Origin of the sequence: Metabacillus crassostreae (assembly GCF_016908395.1) — a bacterium.
Classification (GTDB): domain Bacteria; phylum Bacillota; class Bacilli; order Bacillales; family Bacillaceae; genus Metabacillus; species Metabacillus crassostreae.
This window is the reverse complement of record NZ_JAFBDU010000006.1, coordinates 42,612-66,282: the sequence shown is the minus strand read 5'-3', so window position 1 is coordinate 66,282 and position 23,671 is coordinate 42,612. Positions and strand designations below refer to the sequence as shown.

The following is a 23,671-nucleotide window of genomic DNA, read 5'->3' as shown; positions in this document are numbered from 1 at the left end:
TATGGCATTTCAAATATTATTGAACTTTTTTCTAGCGTTTATATGGATGTTTCTTTCAAATGATTATTCCTCTTTAGCATTTTTCAAAGGCTTTTTCTTTGGGGGATTAATTATTTTCACACTAAGGAGATTTTTTGAACATCGCCTTTATTTCTACAATGTTATTGCACTATTCAAGCTGATTTTCATTTTTCTTAGTGAATTAATCAAATCTAATATTGCAGTCTTAAAGGTTATTTTATCTCCAAAATTAACGATGAAGCCAGGAATTTTCTCATTAGAAACAGAGCTAAAAAAAGACTGGGAAATTGCCATCTTGGCAAATTTAATCACGTTAACTCCTGGTACTCTTGTTATTGAGGTATCAGAAGATAACAAAACACTTTTTATCCATGCCATGGATATAGGTGATGTGGAACAAGCAAAGCTTGATATTAAAAATACATTTGAAAAAGCAATCAAGGAGGTGAGCCGTTAATGTTTATGTTTATTATGACTTTATCTCTTGCGATTGTAGCAATATCAACTTTATTATTTGTTTACAGATTGGTTAAGGGACCAACTACACCTGATAGAGTCATTGCATTAGATGCAATTGGTATTAACTTCATTGCCATGACGGCTATTATCTCGATTGTTCTAAATACAAGTGCATTTGTTGAGGTTATCCTATTGTTAGGAATTTTAGCCTTTATTGGAACAGTTGCTTTCTCTAAATACCTAGAGAAAGGAGAAATTATCGAAAATGACCGAAATCAGTGAAATTATTGTTGGTTATCTTATTCTCCAGGGTGCATTACTAAGTTTAATCGCTGCTATAGGTGTGCTTCGATTGCCTGATGTGTATACACGTAACCACGCTGCATCAAAAAGCGCTACATTAGGTGTTATTAGTGTTCTAGTAGGGTTATTTATTTATTTCCTACTAGTTGATAACATAGTAAATTCTAGAGTCCTATTAGGTATTGTATTCGTCTTTCTAACTGCTCCTGTTGCCGGACACTTAATTAGTCGTGCGGCATATAACACAGGTGTTCCATTATGGAAGGGTAGCTTGCAGGATGATTTGAAGAAATCTCGTCAAAAAGTAAAAAGTAATAATTAATGTAACTATTAGTAGAATAGAAAAAGTCGTGAATTCCAGATCTGGGATTCACGACTTTTTTCGTTTAACACGGTTATTTCTTTTTCAGTACTGCCATTGTACATCGTGATAAGCAAATCAACTCATTATTCTCATCTACTATTTTAATTTCCCAAACCATTGTTGTTTTTCCCCTATGTACTGGGTTTGCATGAGCTGTTACTACACCAGACCTTTTCCCACGAATATGGTTGGCATTGATCTCCAGTCCCACACAGATCTCGCTTTCTTGATCAATCAAAGCAAATGCACCTATGCTTGCCACTGTTTCTGCAAGTGCTACAGAAGCTCCTCCATGCAATAATCCGAACGGCTGATGTGTTCTGTGATCTACTGGCATTGTAGCCACAACACCTTCAGAAGTAACCGAAATTATATCTATCCCCAAAGCTTCCATCAAGGTATTCTTTACATTATAATCCAAAATAATTCCTCCCTTGGAATTTACCTGCAAAACTATGTTCATTAAGAAGTCTCAACCTCTTAATATTCTTCATTTATGTTCATCTTCTTAATACGTATACAACAAATATAAAATAGATCAATAATAAAAGTAAGGTAGGTAACACTGCCATAATGTCCATTATAACCCCCTAGTTTTCCCTAGAATTACTTCCAGAAAAAAGGATATAAAAACAATCATATATGATGAACATCATGGCAGTGTTGAGAAAATGTTTATATTTTGTAAATTAACAAAAATCGTTAAATACAGTAGCTATTACTCAATAATTCCTTTTGCTTTTGCAATAAGAACAGCTTCAGTTCGGCTGCTAACATCTAATTTCGTAAAAATAGACGTTAAGCTATATTCAATACTTCTCTTACTAAGATGAAGATGATCTGCAATTTCCTGATTAGTCAAGCCCTTCTCCACTTCATGTAAAATGGCTTTTTCACGTTCATTAAATACTTGATCATATCCTTCCGCTTCGATGGGATTTGATTTTCTTTCATTAAGTAAACATTTAAAATACTGAAAAGGAATAACAATTTCTCCATTAATGGCATGTCTAATATAATCTAATAGCTTTTCCTTTGACTCTGTCTTACTTACTGCTCCCAAAATACCCAATTGAAGTGCTTCCTCAAAATAATCTTCCACATCATAGCCTGTATAGAGAATCACTTTACTAGTCGGATGAAGACTTAAAATTGTTGAAGATAGCTCCATTCCGTTAATCTCACCTAAATTCAAATCCATTAAGATGACATCAAAAGGAGCAAAATTAAAATTTTTCATCTCTTCAACTGTATAAGGCGGATTCAAGCATTCTACTTGAACACTAGGTTCTGCTTCTAAAATTGCCTTTGTGCCTTCTCTTACTGCTGGATGATCATCTACTACTAAAATATGTATCATTTTTCCACCCTTTGTTCATTCTTTATATATATTGTTTATCGCTTGATTACTTTCTTTTAATATTAAACCATTATTTGAATATCTTAAAAAAGAGACCTGGCATCTGCCAAGTCTATATTTCAACATCTATCTTTAAGCCGTTTCCTTCTGAGGTTTCAATCGTAATTGTTCCCTTCAGAGCCTTCACTCTTTCACTAATACCTGACAATCCCATACTTTCAGATTGACCATTCATATTATTGTATTCAAAGCCAATTCCATTATCTTCATAATGCAGGACAATTTTATCTTTGATACATACTAAAATAATTAACACACTAGATGCCTTTGAATGCTTTTGAGCATTTGTTAAAAGCTCTTGGATGATACGATAAATATTTAGCTGCGTATCAATATCCAAATTCATTGTGAAATTACCTGTATTTAATCGAATGTCAAAATCAACTGTATCTTGGTACTGCGTCACTAGCTTATTAAGAGCTTTCACTAAGCCTAAATCATAAAGCAACTGTGGTCGTAATTCCTGACAAGTTTCTCTTGTTGTTTTGATGATTTTAGTCATGTTGCTATTCATTTCCTGCAGCTGATTTTTCAATTTATCAGAATCCACTTCAACCTCAGATAAAGCCATTTCACACTGTCTTTTTAACGAAACTAAATCCTGCAAAACTGAATCATGAAGATCTTTTGCTAAATTAGATCGCTGCTTCTCCTCAATAGAGAATAATAGCTTTGTTAACCATCCAGGATTTTGCCCTTCAGTTTCAACCTTTTGCAAATGCTGCATAAGTTCATCGATTTTCAGGAAATTTTCCAATGAAACATTTGTATAAAAGGATAATGTTTTTAGCCAGGAAATTTCATCTCTAGTTAAAATTGGTGTATTTAATATGGATACACAAAGCAGAACATAGCTCTTATCATCTGTTTCTCCAATATTAATAATAAATCCCTTATCAACTTCAATAATTTTCCCGATTTCAACCGATACCTTCTTAATCTCTTTCACATATGGACCATAATCTGAATTCTTTGCATTAGGATCAACAGCTGAGATATTTTTTTCCTTATCCACTTCTATAAAGTACGCCTTACTAACAATAAGTACATCAGTAATTACCTGCTTAAGCTCAGAAACAACCTGCTCTAAAGTACTTGCCTTGCGGATACTTTGTGTATATTTAAATATACTATCCTGGTAATTATACTTCTCAGAAAACCGCTTAAGTCTGAAGCGATAGTCGAATATTTCTTTGATGTAGAATACTGCAACCAATGCTAAATAGATATAAACAGATAACTGAATTGGATAGAATGATGGATTATTTTCCTTTAAATTCAGCATGATCCCTACCATAATAAAGGCTGGTATAATGGCCAATAATGAGTAATACCTTAGCCTTCCTAGTAAAAACTCTATATCATAGATTTTTGTAGCAATAAACTGATATACCAAGGAAAATGGGATTAATAGCAAAAATGCTGAAAGAAAGGTTGGTGAAAAAACATATTTTTGAAAAATAATATAAGGTAATACATAGAATAATAAAAAAGGTGTAAAAGCAAGTACATTTGTTACAATTAAAACTTTCACAATATATGATTGCTCTGAATACCTTATTTTCTTCAAGCCTGTGAATTTTAGGACAAATGTTAAAATGAGCATTAATAGGAATGATGAAAGATTTAAGATTCTATTATAAGTAAATTCAATTATGGACATATTATGTGCTATTTCCGCAAGTAGGTTAATAATAGTTAATGAATATCCAAATTTTATATAGTTAAAGTTAAATAGTGGTTTGCCCAATTCCTTAAAGTACTGGTAGATAAAATGTAGATAACTAACTGGTACCATTGTGAATAAGGTTAGATTAATATAACGACTTATAATGTCAGCCCTAGACGAACCACTTGCACTAATATATGCTATCGCAATAACTAAGAGGAATATATTTAAAAAGTGCGCAGATCTTAAGTTGGCAACTTTATTTGATCGATATACGAAATAAATACAAAAAAAGCATAGAGCAAGGACAGTTAACGGAATGATGATGATAAATAAGCTCTGATAACTAATTAAAGATGTAGGGATGCTATATTCCATAACATCACTACCATCGTTAATTTTCAAAGTATAAACCTGCTCCAGTATTCCATAATCCACTGCTGGACTATGTAACATTGGATCCTCACCGTTAATTTCCTCAACAATCGCCCCGACTCTAATCCCTTTTTGTTCAGCCCAGGTCTTTGGTTCAATACCAACTATAACCATTTCTTTCTGATCAGTAACTTCAACTCCAGCTCCTATATATGGATGATTATAGTTCAGTACTATAATATAACAGACAAATATTACACTAATACCCACCATTAGCTGGAGAAATTTATTAAAGGTAAGACGCATTAAAAACACCTTTCATCTATGTTAAATCCAATAATAATTCTTCAAAGTTCCAGAGCCAACAATTCCTTCAACCAACCCTAATACATCCTCAATATCTACACCAAGTAAGCTAGCTTGTCCATTAACTACTTTCTCTAGTACTTCTGGATTTTCAATTAAAAAGTTTACGATTTCCTGCATGAATGATCTCTCCCTATATTATGTTTTTTAATAATTAAATTTGATTTAACAAACTCTTTATGTTCACTATTTATGTTTAAATTGTCTATCATTCTTGAAGCTCTGTTTATAGCAATTTGCTTTACGACATTTAGATATTGCATGACTCCTGAATCTAAAAGCTTTTGTTTATAATTTTCTATGCTTCCAAACTGGTCTTTAATGTCTAATCCACTTTGATAAAATTTGAGCAAATCGATTGCGTGTTCATTATAATTTCTTTGTAAGTAGAGAACTGCTAATGATTTTTTTTGATTTTTCATATCATTCTTCAAGGGATTAAATAAATCTCTAAAGTCATTATCTGTTTGTGCAGCAATGCCAATTTGGTATGCATACTCTTCAACTAATTTGTCATTTTCTCCTGCCAATTGCATTCCACATACTGATGCTAAAGCAATAAGTGATCCTGATTTTAACTTCATCATTTGTAAACAATCTTCTTCAGAAGAAATGTTATCTTCCAAATCGTCATGTTGTCCTTCCATAGCCTGTATGGAGTATTTTAGAAGCGATGCTAGGATTTGATGCTTAAATGGTGAAGAAAGTGATAATACTGTTTGCTGACTTAACGTATACAATATTGTTGCAGCGTTCAAGGCTATTGAATGATCAATCTTCATCCAAGGCTCTTCTGTATTGTCTAAATCTTCTAGATCATCAAAAATATCAAATGATAATACCAAAAGTTCAACAGCTGCTGCTAAATTCAGAAGTTCTGGATCTTTCCTATCAAATATTTGGTGATGTAAAATAGTAAGGTTAGCAAAATTCATTTCTTCTTTATTTGTAAGGAAAGAAAATATTAAGCTTTTAAGTCCATCATTTTGTAGCTGAGTAGTAATTAAATTCAACATCGTTTCTTTAATACGATTGGACTCAATATTTTCTATACCACCCACCCCTTTTGCTATATATTACTATATTACTAATTAGTTTAGTAGCAAAAGCATATTCTTACAACTAATCTATTATATTTTCACCTAATTCACCAATATATGTCAATGTTAATATTAAGAAAAACACAAGCCCTTGGTCTAGCGATTGCACTAGACACCAAAACTACGTAAAAAGGTCATAATCTATTAATTTTATAAAAAAAAACTTAGCAGGAGCTAAGTTCTTTAAGATACATTTAGAAATGCATATTTATCATATTTATCAATACTCTCATTTATAGATAGAAGTGATTGCTTCGTTTCTTTTAGTTCTTGCTCGATTTGTAGTAGCAGCTTTGTCATTTCTTCAATTTTTTGCTGATCCACTATTTCACCCTCCTTAAATGTTGGTAAGCGCGAATGCAGGGCCAACTTATATGTTAATTGATTATAGTTAAATACTACGCTATATCAGGACAATTTTCACCGAAAATAATTCGTAATACTCAATGCGTGATACCGCAATAGAAACGCAATAGTCCAAAATATATATTTTCGATGTACAAAGAATTGCCTTTATGTGAGAATTTGGAAATCACTATGACTTTTAAAGGATACGTTATCTACCTGTCTTTTTGAGGGGTCTTAATGAAAGTAAGTAACCAAAATAAAAAGAAAAGAGACTAAACATTTTCGTTTTAGTCTCTCTTCAACCTAACCTAAACTGAAAAAACATTTTCATTAAATATACTTTGTGCTTTTGATACTGCTAATTTGATTAACTCTGATTTCTGTTCTAAAGGTCCATAATACTCTAAGGTGTAATCCTCAATTCCTGTTTTAGAAAATAAGCATTCCATTTTCACTTCGCAATTATTCTGCAACACCGAAAATACTGCAACCATTTTATCATCTAACACAAAAAAAGTTGGTTGCCCTCCCATAGAGTGAAGACCTCCTTTAGTTTAACAACTCGAAGTTTGAACAAGGAAGTTTATTTATCTTTAATAATTCTATAAAGTTTACTGTATTCCTTTTTTATTTTACATTCAAATTGAGAGTTATCAATTCTCATCAAATTCCATTAAATGTGTAGCCCAATCTATTGCCGTTACATAATATCTATTAATCTCTTCTTTAGATAATTCTATTCCTTCTAACTCCCAATTAGCTTGTTCGATTTGTAATGCCCACGATAATACTTTGTTGAGGTTATTATCTTTGCCAAGAAGTGCATCTTGAATTTCTTCTGATAACGGCAATTCACTTAATACATCATTTAAATCTCTATGTAGCAATGTATCTATTAAAGAAAAAAGTCCAGTTAGCATATACGGTGCTGACAGCCTATTACCAGTCTTTACAGCAAGTAGCTCACATAATTTTGCGCGTACTAAAGACATTTTAATAACTTCATCCATTTTTGAGTCTTTTACATTTTTTATATTTTTCAAAGAAAGAACATAGATCCACTTTTTTAACTCATTTAGTCCTAATAATACAATAGCTTGTTTAATCGATTTGATCTTATTTATCGGACGAAATGCAGGTGAATTAATGAGTTTTAACAACTTATACGATAAAGAAATATCATGCTCGATATTAGAAGATATCACATCTATATTTGGATCTGTCTTAGATATTTCAGCTAAAATATGATAATACGTTTTTAAGTACATTGGTACATCATGACTAGAAATGATGATTGGCTTACTAAAAAAGTACCCTTGAAACAAGGTATAGCCAATTTTTTTAGCGAAAATGAAATCATCTCTAGTTTCTACTTTTTCAGCCAATAATTGTATGTTTAATGAACGATATTTATTCACAATTGACAAGATCTCATTTCTTGATGATTGCATAAAATCCACTTTTATTATATCGATATATTTTAAAAGCAAAGGCAAAAGTTTAGCAGATTCTTGCACTTTAAAATCATCCAATGCAATGGTATATCCCAATTGCTTTAATTCTTTGCATATTAAAACTAACTCTTCATTTATCTCAATGTTTTCCAAAATTTCAACAACAATAGAGCTTGGGTTAAAAAAAGTAGGTAGCTTAGACTTTAATAGTGCTCCTGTAAAATTAATAAAGCACTTCTTCCCCTCAGATAAATCCTGCATCCCAATATTTAAAAAGCTATTAATGATTACCTCTGTAGTAGCTCTATCACCATCAATATTCGGAAAAACATTTTCATTGCTTCCTCTATATAAAAGCTCATAAGCTATAACGTCTTCATTACTATTCAAGATCGGTTGACGCGCAACAAACACTTCCATCTATTTGACCCCCAAAAATATGAATCATATACTCATCCTTCACCTATTCTACTATATATTTCACAATAATTTACTAAAATTAGAAATATATTCACTTTTATAGGGAAATTAACCTAATATTGGGGGGCTTTTAAATTTATTATATGTTAAAAATGATTAAAGAATCTAATGGTCAGTTTAAGCCATCCCAAAAATGAAAGCCATAATGGAATACTCAATAAAGATGCCCATAACATACCTTTAAAAAAATTCTCTTCATGCATCATTTATCACACCTTTCTAATAAAAACACATTAATTATTCTTGCCATGGTGAATAAAAATAAACAAAAAGAAAACGTTTCCAATATTTTTAAATAAATTACTCCTTACACCTATTCTTAAATTACATCGTAGCCAATTATTTAAAATTATTCCGTTTTGCTTATCAAAATCCCTCTTTCTTTCGTTCATCAATTTCATACAATATTTTCAAGGAATCTAAGCTCTGCACCACTTTCTATGAAAAGCCATATAGTAGGTATGTATTCAGTTGGTAAGGAGTTGTTTAAATTGCCTGCAATTAATGGTGAACAGTACTTAGCCAGAATGAGAAAATTAAAACCAAATGTTTGGATTAAAGGACAAAAAATCACCGAGGATATGTGTGAACACCCTGTTTATAAAGGAGCATTACTCACAAAGGCCTCCTTATATGATCTACAAGTAAAGCCTGAATTAATTGACAAAATGACCTATAAATCTCCTAAAACAGATAACCGCGTAGGACTTTCTTTTTTACAACCAAAAACAAAAGAAGACTTAGAAGCAAGAAGGCATATGATAAAAACCTGGGCTTTTGAAACATCTGGAATGATGGGGAGAACTCCCGATTATTTAAATACCGTTATTATGACTTTAACAGCTTCAGCAAGCATCTTATCAGATCAGGATGAACAGTTTACTCAAAATTTAATAAACCTTTATGAAAGAGCTCGTGAACAAGATCTCTCCTTCACACATAGCTTTATCAATCCTCAAATAAATCGTTCCGTTACCTATGAAGAATCACCTACTCAACCTATAGCTGCTAGAATAATAAAGAAAAATAATGACGGTGTGTATATTAAGGGAGCTAGACTTTTAGCAACACAGGGTGGTATGACAGACGAAATCATCTTGTTTCCTTCCGGAGGTAAACTTAATGATGATGAGCAATCATTTTGCGTTAGTATTCCAAGTAATGCAGATGGTGTAAAGTTTTTATGTCGTGAATCCTTTTGGGAAGGAGATTCTAGTTTTAATTACCCGCTTTCATCTCGGTTCCACGAGATGGATACAATGCTTATTTTCGACAATGTATTCGTCCCATGGGAGAATGTTTATTTTTATCATCGCCAAGATATTGCTATGAAGTTATTTTCTCGTAGTAGTTTTACAGCTCACACATTACATCAAGTTGTTATTCGTCAAATAACAAAAGCAGAATTTATTCTAGGAATTGCACAATCCATGGTGAAGCTATTAAATTTATCAGAATATCAACATGTTCATGAAAAAATTAGTGAAATGATTATAGGCTTAGAATCTATGAAGGCTTTATTAGATCGTGCTGAGCTTTTAGCTGCTGAAGATGAATGGGGTACTCTGGTGCCACATGCTGATTCCTTATTTGTAGCAGTCAATATATTCCCAAAGCTATATCCTCGTATGGTTGAAATTTTACAATTACTTGGTGCTGGTGGGTTAGTTTCGATTCCATCACAGGAGGATTTTGAGTCTTGCTTGTTCAATGACCTTGAGCTTTACTATCAAGGAACAGCTTGTGAAGCTGTAACGAAAACTAAAATTTTGAGATTAGTATGGGATTTAACAATGAGCAGCTTTGGAACGAGGCAAACACAATATGAGCGGTACTTTTTCGGTGATCCTGTTCGCTTAGCAACAAAATTATACAATGGGTATCCTCGTGATGATTATATCGATCATGTGAATAATTTCTTAAACATCAAGTCTTAATAGCGAAAGAGGTTCCCAGATCGTGACAGGTCTTCGGTCGGGAACCTTATTAGTATCACAATAGGCACTATTGGAGCATAAAGAAATGCTGTGGTTTAAGCTATTACATCTCTCCAACCCAATGAACTATTTTGTTCATTAATTCTTCCGCTGGTGATTTTGTGACTCTTTTTAATAAAGAATTGGACAATCGATCTTTTAATACACTTCTATCCTCTTCATAAGCAATGATAGTAGACCATTCTAATTGGGGGATGGCAATCAGGCTATACTCCTGCTGTTTATTTTCATAAATATAAACATTTGTAATTAATTCATTTTCACTATGTACATTGGCTTTTCTGATCTTCACTTTTTTTCATCCTCGTTTCCATTGGTAAAAAATTCGAAGAAAAAGGACACTTCGTGGAGAAAGTCCTTTTTCTTGTTTTACATATTGAGAAAGTCACTTTGATCAATTAAATCAGCATCATAGAAATTTGTTATGTTGAAAACATTCTGGGTATCAATAAAATCACCCGTATTTGCTCCACCAGAGCCAATAGATGACTGACTTTGACTTTTTGGCGATAAAGCAAAAGAATCACCTACAGTAAACATTGCGCTTCTGCCTATAGCATTCAATTGAATTGGTCCTACAAACGCAGGCATCATTTCTCCTCCTTTTTCCTATCAAGCTAAAATCATTATATGGAATTAAGGAAGAAGAAGTTCTGCCTAAACTTCTACTTTTTCTGTTTTCAACTCTTCTTTATATTTCTTTCGTAATTTAATCAATCGAATTATATGTAATGTGACAGCCTTTAATACTGCATACGTAGGGACAGCCAGGATCATTCCAATAATACCACCAAAGCTACCTGCTCCAATCAATAGTAAAATGATTGTTAGAGGGTGTGTATTGAGTCGTTTTCCAATAATAAGTGGTGAAAGAAAATTCCCATCAATTTGTTGAACAATTGTTACAACTAACGCTGCAAGTAATGCCTTTGTTGGTGAATCAAGTAAAGCAATCACAACAGCTGGTGCAGCACCAATAAAAGGTCCTAGATATGGAATGATATTTGCAACAGCAACGACAATTCCTAGAACTAATGCATATTCGAGTCCGATTATAGAATAACCAATAAAACAGCCTAAACCTACGGCTAAAGAGACAATTAATTGACCTTGTATATATGCTGCTAATGTTTCATATAAATCTTGAAGAATCTTTAATCCTTCACTTCTATATGCTGTTGGCAATACTTTTACAGCTGTTGAAGGAAGCTTATGACCGTCTTTTAACATATAAAAAAGAATAAAAGGTACAGTAATAGCTGTCAAAGTAATATTCGTAACAACACCAAGAACTCTTGTGAAGCTTGTTGTAATGTTCTCAGGAAGACTTGTTGCATAGCCTGTTAATGTTTCTTCTATTTGAGTTAAAGAAACATATTGCTGCTCCATTACCCAAGTAAACCATTCTTTGTTAGACATGCTAATAATAAACTCTGTGAATTCTTCTACATATCTTGGGAAATTCCTTATTAAATCAGAAATTTGCTGTGAAACAATTGGTCCTATAAACGCAACAAGTGCTGATACAACACCAATGAATACAATATACGGAATTAATATTGCAAGTGTTCTAGGCACTTTACTTTTCTCCAATATCCTAACTAAAGGATTAAAAATAAAAAATAAAATCCCAGCAATTAGAATTGGAAAGAAAAGTGTTGTTGCAAACACAATAATTGGTTCAAATAAAAAAGAGACCATTGTACCAACATAAACAATTAATAATACGAGTAATATCTGTAAAGTCCAAAAATGAGTTTTTGATTTAAACACACATGTTCCTCCTGAATTTAATTCTAAAGATCTCTATCTCTGATTGAGATCTTATTATAAAAACCTTCTACTTTAGCACTATGTATGATTACAATAATACGAATGAAACGATTCAAAGGTTTCAGTTATTTACAATCTAATACAAATGTACAATATTTATACTGTTTTTACCATTATGTATCGTACTTTTGGAGAAATATTTACTTTAGGTGTAATACCTCGATCGAATATTAACACGAATGAGGTACAAATCATTTACTAGCTAAAGTCTGTTTTCGTAAAAGTAACTTGAAGAAAACATCACTATAAAACTATTCGTGGAACCTTTTAGCTTGTCTTTTATAAATAAAACTTGTTTTTAAGAAAATTAGGAGCACACTTATAGTTATAAGCCTTCAAAAAAGACAAAATGACCAATAAGAGAATGCAAAACTACAAAATAAACAAACTGAACGATTGAAATACGCTATCTCAGGGTGGATATCCTGCTGCCTATTGAGAGAACTTCACATTTATCGTCGATTCTGCCGATTTATCAGCGATTATAAAAATTTATCAGCGATTTCCCAGATTTATCAGCGATTAGACAATTTACGACAAACTCCTCCCATTTAAAATCTATTCTAACCTAGAAAGAGAATGCTTTAAAGTGTAAGCGTAAAAAGACCTCCATAAAAAAGAAGCCAGACATTATATGAACTGGCTTCTTTCCTATCGAGTTTATTTATTCCTCTACCTCTACTAATTGTAAAGGCACGTGTTCTGGCTCTGCAATTTTACTTACCTCAACAGAGCGAATAAGATGACCTTCCATATCTAAAATATGGAACTCAAAACCATTATAGGTTAACTTATCACCTTGTTTACTCTCAATATTCTGAGTAAGGATCCATCCACCCAGTGTGTCAATGTCTTCATCATCAATATCCAAGTTTAACATATTGTTAATTTCATAAATGAGAACCTTTCCATCAACTACATAATGCATTTCTCCACGTTTTTGGATATCTGGTACTTCGTCTTGGTCAAATTCATCGCGAATATCACCAACAATTTCTTCAATAATGTCCTCTACCGTTACCAATCCAGCAGTACCACCGTATTCATCCATTAATATAGCCATATGAACTCTTTCTTTCTGCATCTTAATTAAAAGATCATGAATAGGAATCGATTCAATTACCTGAATAATGGGACGAATGTATTTTTGGATTGACGTATTTTTTCGTTGCTCTGCAGTTAAATAATATAAGTCAGTGAAAATTTCTTTAATATTAACCATACCAAGAATATGATCTTTATCTCCATTTACTACCGGATATCGTGTGAATTTCTCACTTCTCATGATATCCAAGTTTTCCTGGAAAGATTTTTCTACTGAAGTTGTTACGATTTCTGTTCGTGGCACCATAATTTCCTTTGCAATTCGATCGTCAAATTCAAAGATTCGATTAACATATTTAAACTCAGATTGATTAATTTCACCACTTTTATAGCTCTCTGAAAGAATGATTCTAAGTTCTTCTTCTGTATGTGCTAACTCATGCTCTGATACTGGAGTAATTCCAAACAATCGAACGAGTAAGTTTGCAGATCCATTTAAAATCCAAATAAATGGATACATCACTCGATAGAAAAAGATCAAAGGTCTTGCAAATAAAAGTGTGATAAATTCAGCCTTCTGAATAGCTACAGTTTTAGGAGCCAATTCACCTATCACCACATGTAAATACGTAATCAAAATAAATGCTATCGCAATTGTTAACACATTTGTTAATGATTCACTTATATTTAATGTCTCGAATATCGGATGTAAAAGACCTTCTAAGGTTTGTTCTCCTAACCACCCTAAACCTAAGGCAGTAATTGTTATTCCCAGCTGACACGCTGATAAATATCCATCCAGATTTGACGTTACTTTTTTAGCAGCTAATGCAGTGTTGTTTCCTTCTGCTATTAGCTGATCAATCCGTGAGCTTCTCAATTTAACGATCGCAAATTCCGATGCAACAAAAAATGCGGTTAGTGCAATTAAAATCGCAACAATAATCAGGTTAACTATATCCAAAATAAGGGACGGTCCACCAGTGTCATTCTACTAAACTTTCAATATAACACTGTTTACTGGCCAATCCCTGTCACCTCCTACTAAAACTAAAATGGTATTTTCAACATTAAAAAGGTTATAAAACCTTGTATTACTCTTCTGAATTGCCTTGTATAAAAATCATAACAAACTTAATCAACTCAAATAGAGCCATTAAAGCTCCTGCAACATAAGTTAAGGCAGCTGCACCCAATACTTTATTTACTCCATGTTCTTCATTGTTACGGATTATTCCTTCTGCTACCATTAATTTTTTTGCACGTGAGCTTGCATTAAACTCAACAGGCAATGTGATTAACTGAAAAGCTACCGCAAAAGAAAAAAGAATAATTCCAAGTCCAATCAAATTAAGCTGATTTAGCAATAGTCCTCCTATTAAAAGAAAAGGTGCAATACCAGAAGTCAAATTAACAATTGGGAAGAATTTATGTCTTAACACTAATGCTCCATATGATTTTTGATGTTGTATTGCATGACCTACTTCATGGGCAGCAACAGAAACTGATGCAATAGAGTGCCCAAAGTAAACAGGCTCTGATAATCGCACAGCTCGAGAAATTGGATCATAGTGATCTGTTAATGTTCCCCTTACTGCTTCCACTTTAACTTGATATAAACCATTTTGATCAAGTATATGACGCGCAACCTCAGCACCAGTTTTTTGTGAGGATGTTGCTACCTCAGACCATTTTTTGAAATTCCCCTTCACCTTAAATTGGGCCCAAATTGACAGTCCTAATGCTGCGAAAATTAAAAAATCCATTGGATGGAAAAACACTTTCCATTCCTCCTCTAAGTATTAAATCATAGGTTTATAAATTACTATATTTCTTGTCTACTATTATTGTAGCAATAATAGTATAGACTGCATTAATGCTTTACTTTGTGGATTGATTCGATTCGTAATTTCTAATTGTGAATCTTGACTAAGTTGTTCAAATATAGGTTTTAACTCTTTAATTTCATATTCTAATTGTTTCATATGTGTAGCTAACAAATCTGCATGCTTTAAACAAGCTTCATCGTTTTCAGCTGACTTCTTATTAAAACGTTTTAATTCAAGACGTTCCTTAATTGCTTGTAAACTCATATTCAATTTTTTGCAGTCTTCAATAAAACGTATATCATCAATAGCCTTTTCTGTGTATAAACGATAATTAGAAGCAGAGGTAGTCTCTATATGCAATAAACCTAATTGAGTGTAATAGTCAATTGTTCGCTTGGATACATTTGCCCTTTTCGCTAGCTCGCCTATTTTAAACAACAAAACCCCATCGTATCACCTCGTATAATTGATACGACCATTTTATACTGCCCAAACCATACAGTCAAACGTTACACTTTTTAGCTTAGTATGCTTAATCGAACTTCTTACTGAACAGAAACTTATTCTCTACTTTTCTATGTAAATATGAAAAAAACAGGCATTTGATTACGCCTGTTTATCTGCCCTTTTCTTTAATCAGGCATAACTGATACAATTTGCTGACAACGAACAAAAAATGTAGAATCTCCCACCTGTACAACGATATGGTCTGGTTTAACATCCATTACTTTTCCTCTTAAGCTATCTCTGACTGTTTGAATGACTGCAAATTTACCTATTAGTGTTTGTAATGTTTGAAATACATAAGGCTCAACATATGTTACCATTTCAGGACCTGCATGCATTTGATTGGAATAATTCATTTTATAGTCTCCCTTCTCTAATTCTTTACACTATATGAAGGGAGCTAGGTTCATGTCACGACAATTTTAATTATTTATACAGATTTTCTATATTCACTCATCAAATGAAGATCAATTTCTTTATCTAACTGCATGACATGATGTAAAGCTTCTTCAAGTGGCATTCTACGATAATGGTGTTTACCAAATGGCTCTTCATCCATTTCATCTGCAGAGCTAATTATTTGCTGTAGTGATGTTTTCTTTATTGTTTTATCTGGCAGGTATGAATCTGTATGAAGCAAGACCGCTAAAGCTATTTCCTTGGCATTTTGTCGATCTTCTCCAAGTCGAATTAATAATCGGTGTGCACGTTCTGCACCTTTGATAGCATGAATATCATTTTTTTTGTATTCCTCAAAGTCCCATTCTCCATCTGTATACCATTCGTAATGACCGATATCATGGAGAAGTGCCGCCTTTGCCGCAATATCAGGATTAACCTCATGCTTCACGGCGAGCTGTACGGCATATTGGGCTACTCTTATCGCATGGGCCACACCAGAACGATTTAAATATTTTTGTGAAATTGGATGTGTAAAAACATCCACCAATTTAACTCGTCGCATGATCATCCTCCTTTTAATGATATTCAGAACAATCTAACATAATTATTTCATCTATTCAACTGAGATGGTATTTAATCTAACATCTGAAAAAGACCTTTTTTCATATATATGAAGAAAATTAAAATTTGGAACATATTTATTGATTTTTCCATAAGAATATTAAAAAAACCAAAAAGAGGATAACTTGTAAAGGTTCTGGGCCTTTAGTTATCCTCTTTATGATTTAACAGGAATTTGAACAATAAAACATGTTGTGTTTTTTTGTGATTGAACAGAAATTTGCCCGGAATACTTATTGACAACCTGTTTTACTATGCTGAGTCCGTCTCCTCTTGGAATACCGTTTCTCTCTGTTTTTGTTGAAAACCCAACCTGGAATATCTTCGTTAATTGATCTTCTGAAATTGTCGGCCCAATATTTTCCACTTTAAAAATATAAGCAGTTGGTGTTACTGTTGCCTCAACACTTATAAATCTATCCAATTCTGGCAGTGAGAAGGTTGCATCAAATGCATTATCTATTAAATTTGAAAATATCTTTATTAAGTCTATTGATTTAATTTTCGAGAATTGATGGTCATCAATTAGCAAATGCATGTCTACTTTATCATTTTGAGCTCTTGCCCATTTTGTTTGTAATAAAATATAGAGAGCTGGATGCTTTATTTTTATCGGTAATTCCATTGTTTCTACTTCTTTTGATAAAGAGTTAACATATTCAAATGCACGATCTTCTCTACCAATCTTCAGCAAGCCCTGAATAACTTGAATATGATTGATAAAATCGTGGCGAATGGAACGCATTGTTTGCAGCATTGACTGAAATTCTCCTTGATATGTTTCTTCAGCCTCTCCAACCTGTGATGTTACTTCTTTTCTATACCAAATTTGAAAAGCAATAAATATACTAAAAGCAAAGAAAACAAAACAGCTGCTAAATAGAAAAAACGTCCAACTATTGTTTAGAACCTCATCCGTTATTTGCTTTACTTTTGCGACTCCTATTTCTACGACAAGTGATCCAATGACTTGTCCCTTTGAACCATTAATAGGAACACCAGACATTATGTATGTTTCATTATCTCCATCATTAACTCTTGATGTGAATGGAGTTTTCTCAGTAAACTCTTTATTAGGTATTTTATAAAATTTGCAGCAATCATCTAATGTAGTTAAATCAAGCCTAGGAAATCCGTCCGCTAGTAAGATTGGTTGATTTTGATTATCTTTTTTTAGAATATAAACATATACAGCGTCTGTTTGACTTTTGGCTCTTTCTAGTTCTTTTTCTAAATTTAGACGGTTGGTTATTGAATCTTGGTTCTGTAGATATTCTTCATATATACTAGTGTTAAAATTATTTAATACAGCATGTGCTGTGGACGTCGCTTGACTTGCAATAGTTAATTCAATAGTTTTTTTTGTGTTTGAATAAGTGATGTATAAATTCAGAGAAGAAAGAACCGTAATTATTAATATGGTTACGGAGATGATGACTACAAACCTTTTCTGTTTTAATTGTTTAATATTCAGCCACCTCAACACTTTCCTTTTGACAGTTCTTACTTTAACTATAGTACTAGTTTATAAGAGTAAAGAACTATAAACATACATTTTTTTCTTTATAAAGTTATTATTGCATCAGTTGACAAAATTTGCGAATCTTTTTTTATGAATTATCTATAAAAATTTAACAATTATCACCATTATTTATGTAAAATAACGTAATCAAAGAAAAGTGCCTAGGACTAGACACTCAAAATAAGAAAAATGCAACATTCTTCTCTCTCATCCATTATACGAATTCCTTTACATCATAAATCCTGCCATTTTCTATAGGTCTAGACAATAATTTCACAAATATCTGGGCAACAAAGCTTGGAGATCTTAACATTCCTTTTTCATGAAACTCTTTAAATTGATCTATTGAGGAAAAATCATCCTGATTTGCACTACGGATTGTTTCCTGCATGTCTGTATCCATAATACCTGGTGAGAACCCTATAGCCACTACATTTCCTTGCCCTTTCACCTGCTCAACACCTATTGTATTTGTGAACATATTTAATCCTGCTTTTGTACTACAGTATGCACTCCATCCACTTATAGGTCTGGTTGCTGCACCTGAAGTTATGTTAGCAATTACTGCTTGAGCAGGTATGTTTTTCATATGCTTAATAAAGATTTCTGAAAGAAGCATCGGTGTGAGTAAATTAAGATGTACATTTGATATCATTTCTTCTTTTTCAATCGTACCAACATTTTTTATTGGATTCACCATACCAGCATTATTTATTAAAGTAATATTATTGGCATGTTGCATGTCAATACTGCCTAAAATTTTCATGAATACAGTTTGTGCTTGTTCGATGTTCGATAAATCACATTCTTCAAAGATAAGCTCCATTTGTTGAGATGCAGCTAATTCCTCTAATTTCATATTTTGTGATCTCGATAGATAGTAGATCTTATTATCTTTTCCTATTAGTTCCTTTACTATTGCTGCTCCTAATCCTTTTGATGCACCTGTTATAATATAATAATTCATTTACTGCACTCCTTTTTAATTTTTGCCAGTGATCACTTTCACTTCTATTAGTAAATCACTAAAAACAACAATGATCTTTATTACAAACCTTCCATTAATTACCTTATAATTCTTTCTATTTTTATCATAATTGTGTCGTCAAAAACAAGTAATACATAATTACTATTTGTTCCTTTGACAAACAGCTTTCTTCATACTAATCTAAAATCAGAATAAACATAGAAAAATTGCGTAATAAGTAGGGATAAGATGAATGAATTTTCTTATGATCCATTTAAATATCATTTTGAAAGATTAGAAGATGTAGCAGATAAGATTAGTGAGGTTCTTCAATGCCCGATTACCATTGAAGATGTAAATCATCGGCTATTAGCTTATAGTACCCACGATGATTGTACAGATCAAGCAAGAATTTCAACTATTATTGGTAGACGAGTGCCTGAAAAAGTGATTAATAGTTTATGGAAGGATGGAACAATTCCACAGCTATTAAAAACAGACGAACCAGTGAGAGTTGGTCAGATTGATGAAGTAGGACTAGGCAATCGGATTGCCATCTCCATTTGGAAAAATAATGAGGTATTAGGTTTTATATGGGCACTGGAAATTGAAAAACATCTTGAAGAAAACGAACTACTTCTTCTTAAAAAAGCAGCACAAGCTGTAAAAAACAAAATGTTAAATTTACAAGTAAGAAAAACAAAGAAAGAGGAAAGAAATCAAGAATTCTTCTGGAAGCTGCTTACTGGTCATATATCTTCTGAAGCTGAAATCACAACTGGATTTCAAGAATTAAATTTAAGCTTGCCTGTCCCTTTTACCATAGTTGTGTTTAAATTCCCTCATGAATTAAATGCTACAGCTGAAAAAAAACTAACGTATATGTTACAAACAACACAGCAGGTAAATATTATTTTTCATACAATTGACTTTGACGAGGTAGTCATTTTGCTATCTTCGAAGGGAGCTTCACCACTTACTGATATCAAACAATTTACTACACACATGCTTCGCCAGCTACATGAACGTTACTCATTCAAAAATGTGATGGCAAGTATTGGTGGTATTTTTACCAATCCGACTTTTATCGAAAAAAGCTATAAAGAAGCTGAAGCTGTTTTAACAGTAAAAAAGAAGTTTCCATTGGAGACGAAGGAGTTAACTAGTTTCTCAGAGCTAGGTATCTATCAGTATCTTGATATCCTTTATGATCTAAGAAAACAATCTGATTATGTTAATTATTCCTTACAAAAACTAAAAGAATATGATAAACAACATAGTTCAAATCTCGTGGAAACTCTAGAGGTTTTCTTAAATCTAGATAGCCATGTACATGATGCTTCAAAGGCGTTAAATATTCATGTAAACACACTAAATTATCGACTCAAAAGAATTTCTGAAATTGCTGAAATTAACTTGAAAAATATGAATCAAAAGCTAACAATTTACCTTGATCTAAAGCTTGATCGCTTGTCTTTGTGATTTTTCACAAACAACTAAAAAACCTTTCTCTATTTTAAACAAAGATTTTTCAATTCATTTTATTTATACTTGCGATAATAAATAGATGATTTTTAAATCTTGGATTTTTAGGGGGAAGGTTTTTTATGATTATTGGTGTTCCTACAGAAATTAAAAATAATGAAAATCGTGTTGCGTTAACTCCAGGTGGGGTAACTCAATTAGTAGCTTCTGGTCATCGCGTATTAGTAGAACATAATGCTGGCTTAGGCAGTGGGTTTGAAAATGAAGATTACGTATTTGCTGGCGCAGAAATTATTGAAGAGGCTGCAAAAGTGTGGGCAGATGCTGAAATGGTCATGAAAGTTAAAGAACCTCTTCCTTCTGAGTATCAGTACTTTAGAAAAGGCCTTGTATTATTCACATATCTCCATTTAGCAGCAGAGCCTGATCTAGCAAAAGCATTAAAAGATAGCGGTGTTACTGCAATTGCCTATGAAACAGTAACGGCTAACCGCACACTTCCACTTCTTACTCCAATGAGTGAAGTTGCAGGTCGAATGGCAGCACAAATCGGTGCACAATTCCTTGAAAAACCTAAAGGTGGAAAAGGAATTTTACTTGCAGGTGTTCCAGGCGTTAATCGTGGTAAAGTAACGATTATTGGCGGTGGTGTAGTTGGAACTAATGCAGCTAAAATGGCAATCGGATTAGGTGCTGATGTGACAATTATCGATTTAAGTGCAGACCGCTTACGTCAATTAGATGATATCTTTGGCACACAAATTAAAACTCTTATGTCTAACCCAATGAATATTGCTAATGCAGTGGCTGAAGCAGATTTACTAATTTGTGCGGTACTAATTCCTGGTGCAAAAGCTCCGACACTTGTATCAGAGGAAATGGTGCAAGCAATGAACCCAGGATCTGTTATTGTCGATGTTGCGATTGACCAAGGTGGAATCGTTGAAACAGTTGATCATATTACAACACATGATAACCCAACATATGAAAAGCATGGCGTATTACACTACGCTGTTGCTAACATGCCAGGAGCTGTTCCTCGCACATCTACAATCGCTTTAACAAATGTGACTGTTCCTTATGCCCTTCAAATCGCTAATAAAGGCGCATACAGAGCAATTAGTGATAACCCAGCACTACAAGCAGGTGTAAACGTAATAGCAGGAGAAATCACATACGAAGCTGTTGCTAGAGACCTAGGTTATTCCTATAAAGAAGTTAGAGATGTAATTGAAAAAGAATATTCATTAAATTAATTCATTTAAAGCAATCCGGATCATTTTCGGATTGCTTTTTTATCATTTTCTTCTCAATTCTAACTGTGGTGCATTTTGTGTAATTTCACATATAAAGCTAAGTATTATTTAGGATTTAATGAAGCTTTCCAACTAGAGTTGATAAGATATTATTTAATGAAATCAAGTCACTTTCATTCAACATTAACTTTTCTACAAGTTGCTTTGGAATACAAGTAGCTTCCTGCTGTAAACTCTCGCCTTTTTCCGTAAGAGCTATTAACACTACGCGTTCATCTTCTAAAGATCTTTTACGGGTAATCAAGCCGTTTACTTCCATTCTTTTTAGCATTGGTGTTAAAGTTCCCGAGTCTAGAAATAATTTTTCACCTAATTTTTTCACTGAAATATCCTGTTCCTCCCACAAAACCAACAATGCTAAATACTGTGGATATGTTACCCCAATATCCTCTAGTAAAGTTCGATAGATTTTCATGATCTCTTTTTCAGCTGTATATAGTTTAAAACATAATTGATTTTCTAAAGATAAAATGTCATTTTTCATATCCTTCTATTTCCTTTCTACTTAACAATAAAGCTAGCATTATCATACCATATTTATTTTATATTGCTCACAATCTAATTGTTGACAATTATTATGGAACGCCTTATATTTAAATTGTGCACAATATAATTTTAAGCAATATATTATTAGAAGAGGTGGGATAAGTATGGAATTATTATACACAGCAAAAGCGTCTGCAGAGGGTGGTCGCATTGGTAAAGTGCAAAGTAGTGATGGTGTTTTAGATTTAGCGTTATCTATGCCAAAAGCTTTAGGAGGCAAAGGTGATGCAGGAGCTACAAATCCCGAACAACTATTTGCAGCAGGTTATGCAGCTTGTTTTGATAGTGCTCTAGGCTTAGTTGCACGACAAGCAAGAAAGAAAATCGAATCAAAGGTAACAGCAGAGGTATCAATTGGCAAAGATACTGATGGTGGATTTAAGCTTGAAGCCACTTTATTAGTCGCAATTCAAGGTGTTGAATTAGCAGAAGCTGAGGAATTAGTGAAAATCGCACATGGCGTATGTCCATATTCAAAAGCAACAAACGGCAATATTGATGTTAATTTAAAAACTGAAGTATATTAATAACCCTAAAGAGGCGTGATATTTATTATCATCCTCTTTTTTTATGCTATTCTAGGAGAAATTGCTAGGAGGTGAAAAAATGTTTATCAAAATTGGTAAAGAAGATAAAGAGAAGATCATTGAAGAAATAAAGTATTTTTTCAATGAAGAAAGAAACGAGCAAATAGGTGATATTGCAAGTGAAACGTTTCTTGAATTCTGCATAGAGAAGCTTGGTCCATATTTTTATAATGCAGGTGTTCAAGACTCGATCAAATTAATACATAATCGTAATACCCAAACAGATGATGACTTACATTCACTAAAACGTTCATTGTAATATTAATCCCCCTCCTTTTTTTTAGTAAAAGGAACATATTTTTGTTGTTTCTTCACAAACTAATTCAGATGAAATAATAAGGAGGGTGTAATAAATGAAAAAAAATGCACGAGGTTATGTTCAAGATTCTTATTCAGCTTTAGAAAATGCTAAGAATTCATTACAGCAAGCACTTCAAACTGTTGAAAAGGATTCTAATCGTGAAAGAATCCAAAGCTCTTTACAATCTGTTGAGTCAGCACTAGATCAATGTGGACAAACAGTAAATGTTTTAGAAGAAGTTTAATACAACCCTTCTCTTTAGGAGCTTTCCATTCTGGATTGCTCTTTTTTATCATGTATCTATTAGCACCAGGGTTTAGCTTTTACATCTCATAACTATTGAAACAAACTAAAA

At 32.8% G+C, this 23,671-nt stretch carries 28 protein-coding genes; 9 read left to right on the top strand and 19 right to left on the bottom strand.

Features of this window, described 5'->3' with window-relative positions:
* Position 1: 1 nt before the first annotated feature.
* Genes JOC75_RS16865 through mnhG form a run of 3 tightly spaced genes read left to right on the top strand, consistent with a single transcriptional unit; the run spans position 2 to position 1,105 of the window.
* Positions 2–478: a Na+/H+ antiporter subunit E gene (locus JOC75_RS16865; protein WP_204955163.1), complete on the top strand. Its 477-nt coding sequence runs from the start codon at positions 2–4 to the stop codon at positions 476–478.
* Positions 478–762 carry a Na(+)/H(+) antiporter subunit F1 gene (locus tag JOC75_RS16860; RefSeq protein WP_146948149.1) on the top strand — a complete coding sequence of 95 codons (285 nt, stop codon included), beginning with the start codon at positions 478–480 and terminating at the stop codon, positions 760–762. Before JOC75_RS16865 ends, JOC75_RS16860 begins: the two co-directional genes overlap by 1 nt.
* Positions 746–1,105, top strand: coding sequence for a monovalent cation/H(+) antiporter subunit G (gene mnhG, locus JOC75_RS16855; RefSeq protein ID WP_204955162.1), 360 nt, complete (start codon positions 746–748; stop codon positions 1,103–1,105). The genes JOC75_RS16860 and mnhG overlap by 17 nt, the downstream gene beginning before the upstream one ends.
* 73 nt (positions 1,106–1,178) lie before the next feature.
* On the opposite strand, the gene JOC75_RS16850 is transcribed toward mnhG, so the two are convergent.
* From JOC75_RS16850 to JOC75_RS16815, 8 genes are all read right to left on the bottom strand, one after another.
* Positions 1,179–1,541: a hotdog fold thioesterase gene (locus JOC75_RS16850; RefSeq protein WP_239589553.1), complete on the bottom strand. Its 363-nt coding sequence runs from the start codon at positions 1,539–1,541 to the stop codon at positions 1,179–1,181.
* Positions 1,542–1,865: 324 nt separating this feature from the next.
* Positions 1,866–2,507, bottom strand: a complete 642-nt coding sequence (locus JOC75_RS16845) for a response regulator transcription factor (RefSeq protein WP_204955160.1) — start codon at positions 2,505–2,507, stop codon at positions 1,866–1,868.
* Between the two features lie 112 nt (positions 2,508–2,619).
* Positions 2,620–4,917: a sensor histidine kinase gene (locus JOC75_RS16840; protein WP_204955159.1), complete on the bottom strand. Its 2,298-nt coding sequence runs from the start codon at positions 4,915–4,917 to the stop codon at positions 2,620–2,622.
* Positions 4,918–4,938: 21 nt separating this feature from the next.
* Complete coding sequence (gene comX / locus JOC75_RS16835; RefSeq protein WP_204955158.1) at positions 4,939–5,097, bottom strand: competence pheromone ComX; 159 nt, start codon at positions 5,095–5,097, stop codon at positions 4,939–4,941.
* Positions 5,082–6,038: a polyprenyl synthetase family protein gene (locus JOC75_RS16830; protein WP_204955157.1), complete on the bottom strand. Its 957-nt coding sequence runs from the start codon at positions 6,036–6,038 to the stop codon at positions 5,082–5,084. Before JOC75_RS16830 ends, comX begins: the two co-directional genes overlap by 16 nt.
* A gap of 222 nt (positions 6,039–6,260) precedes the next feature.
* Positions 6,261–6,401, bottom strand: a complete 141-nt coding sequence (locus tag JOC75_RS24280) for a DegQ family regulator (RefSeq protein ID WP_146948135.1) — start codon at positions 6,399–6,401, stop codon at positions 6,261–6,263.
* Between the two features lie 332 nt (positions 6,402–6,733).
* On the bottom strand, positions 6,734–6,958 hold the full coding sequence (locus tag JOC75_RS16820; protein ID WP_146948134.1) for a hypothetical protein: 225 nt from the start codon (positions 6,956–6,958) through the stop codon (positions 6,734–6,736).
* A gap of 120 nt (positions 6,959–7,078) precedes the next feature.
* The gene (locus tag JOC75_RS16815) at positions 7,079–8,299 is read right to left on the bottom strand and encodes an EAL and HDOD domain-containing protein (RefSeq protein WP_204955156.1); all 1,221 of its coding nucleotides are present in this window, start codon (positions 8,297–8,299) and stop codon (positions 7,079–7,081) included.
* Positions 8,300–8,850: 551 nt separating this feature from the next.
* Here JOC75_RS16815 and hpaB point away from each other — a divergent pair.
* On the top strand, positions 8,851–10,296 hold the full coding sequence (gene hpaB / locus JOC75_RS16810; RefSeq protein ID WP_204955155.1) for a 4-hydroxyphenylacetate 3-monooxygenase, oxygenase component: 1,446 nt from the start codon (positions 8,851–8,853) through the stop codon (positions 10,294–10,296).
* A 103-nt stretch (positions 10,297–10,399) separates the two neighbouring features.
* Here the strand turns inward: hpaB and JOC75_RS16805 are convergent, their stop codons facing one another.
* From JOC75_RS16805 to JOC75_RS16760, 10 genes are all read right to left on the bottom strand, one after another.
* Positions 10,400–10,648, bottom strand: coding sequence for a YueH family protein (locus JOC75_RS16805; RefSeq protein ID WP_204955154.1), 249 nt, complete (start codon positions 10,646–10,648; stop codon positions 10,400–10,402).
* A 77-nt stretch (positions 10,649–10,725) separates the two neighbouring features.
* Positions 10,726–10,947, bottom strand: a complete 222-nt coding sequence (locus tag JOC75_RS16800; protein ID WP_204955153.1) for a spore germination protein — start codon at positions 10,945–10,947, stop codon at positions 10,726–10,728.
* 66 nt (positions 10,948–11,013) lie between these two features.
* Positions 11,014–12,129 (bottom strand): AI-2E family transporter, encoded by a 1,116-nt coding sequence (locus tag JOC75_RS16795; RefSeq protein WP_204955152.1) that lies wholly within the window; start codon positions 12,127–12,129, stop codon positions 11,014–11,016.
* 724 nt (positions 12,130–12,853) lie between these two features.
* Positions 12,854–14,197, bottom strand: a complete 1,344-nt coding sequence (locus JOC75_RS16790; protein WP_204955151.1) for a hemolysin family protein — start codon at positions 14,195–14,197, stop codon at positions 12,854–12,856.
* Between the two features lie 130 nt (positions 14,198–14,327).
* Positions 14,328–15,014, bottom strand: coding sequence for a zinc metallopeptidase (locus JOC75_RS16785; RefSeq protein WP_204955150.1), 687 nt, complete (start codon positions 15,012–15,014; stop codon positions 14,328–14,330).
* A gap of 63 nt (positions 15,015–15,077) precedes the next feature.
* A complete protein-coding gene (locus JOC75_RS16780) occupies positions 15,078–15,500 on the bottom strand; it encodes a MerR family transcriptional regulator (protein ID WP_204955149.1) in 423 nt (140 codons plus the stop codon).
* Positions 15,501–15,694: 194 nt separating this feature from the next.
* Positions 15,695–15,925: a YuzF family protein gene (locus tag JOC75_RS16775; protein ID WP_204955148.1), complete on the bottom strand. Its 231-nt coding sequence runs from the start codon at positions 15,923–15,925 to the stop codon at positions 15,695–15,697.
* 74 nt (positions 15,926–15,999) lie between these two features.
* On the bottom strand, positions 16,000–16,533 hold the full coding sequence (locus JOC75_RS16770; RefSeq protein WP_204955147.1) for an HD domain-containing protein: 534 nt from the start codon (positions 16,531–16,533) through the stop codon (positions 16,000–16,002).
* 216 nt (positions 16,534–16,749) lie between these two features.
* On the bottom strand, positions 16,750–18,075 hold the full coding sequence (locus tag JOC75_RS16765) for a sensor histidine kinase (protein ID WP_204955146.1): 1,326 nt from the start codon (positions 18,073–18,075) through the stop codon (positions 16,750–16,752).
* 253 nt (positions 18,076–18,328) lie between these two features.
* Entirely contained in the window at positions 18,329–19,081 is a 753-nt protein-coding gene (locus JOC75_RS16760; RefSeq protein WP_204955145.1) for a (S)-benzoin forming benzil reductase, read from the bottom strand.
* Between the two features lie 249 nt (positions 19,082–19,330).
* On the opposite strand from JOC75_RS16760, the gene JOC75_RS16755 reads away from it, so the two are divergent.
* Both JOC75_RS16755 and ald read left to right on the top strand, forming a co-directional pair.
* Positions 19,331–20,563 (top strand): PucR family transcriptional regulator, encoded by a 1,233-nt coding sequence (locus tag JOC75_RS16755; protein WP_204955144.1) that lies wholly within the window; start codon positions 19,331–19,333, stop codon positions 20,561–20,563.
* Between the two features lie 125 nt (positions 20,564–20,688).
* A complete protein-coding gene (gene ald / locus JOC75_RS16750) occupies positions 20,689–21,822 on the top strand; it encodes an alanine dehydrogenase (RefSeq protein ID WP_204955143.1) in 1,134 nt (377 codons plus the stop codon).
* A 115-nt stretch (positions 21,823–21,937) separates the two neighbouring features.
* Here the strand turns inward: ald and JOC75_RS16745 are convergent, their stop codons facing one another.
* Positions 21,938–22,366, bottom strand: a complete 429-nt coding sequence (locus tag JOC75_RS16745; protein WP_204955142.1) for a MarR family winged helix-turn-helix transcriptional regulator — start codon at positions 22,364–22,366, stop codon at positions 21,938–21,940.
* Positions 22,367–22,532: 166 nt separating this feature from the next.
* Between JOC75_RS16745 and JOC75_RS16740 the strand changes: the two genes are divergently transcribed.
* From JOC75_RS16740 to JOC75_RS16730, 3 genes are all read left to right on the top strand, one after another.
* Positions 22,533–22,955 carry an organic hydroperoxide resistance protein gene (locus tag JOC75_RS16740; RefSeq protein ID WP_204955141.1) on the top strand — a complete coding sequence of 141 codons (423 nt, stop codon included), beginning with the start codon at positions 22,533–22,535 and terminating at the stop codon, positions 22,953–22,955.
* Positions 22,956–23,034: 79 nt separating this feature from the next.
* Entirely contained in the window at positions 23,035–23,274 is a 240-nt protein-coding gene (locus tag JOC75_RS16735; RefSeq protein ID WP_204955140.1) for a DUF2164 domain-containing protein, read from the top strand.
* 94 nt (positions 23,275–23,368) lie between these two features.
* Positions 23,369–23,560, top strand: a complete 192-nt coding sequence (locus JOC75_RS16730) for a hypothetical protein (protein ID WP_146948102.1) — start codon at positions 23,369–23,371, stop codon at positions 23,558–23,560.
* The last annotated feature ends 111 nt before the right edge of the window (positions 23,561–23,671 follow it).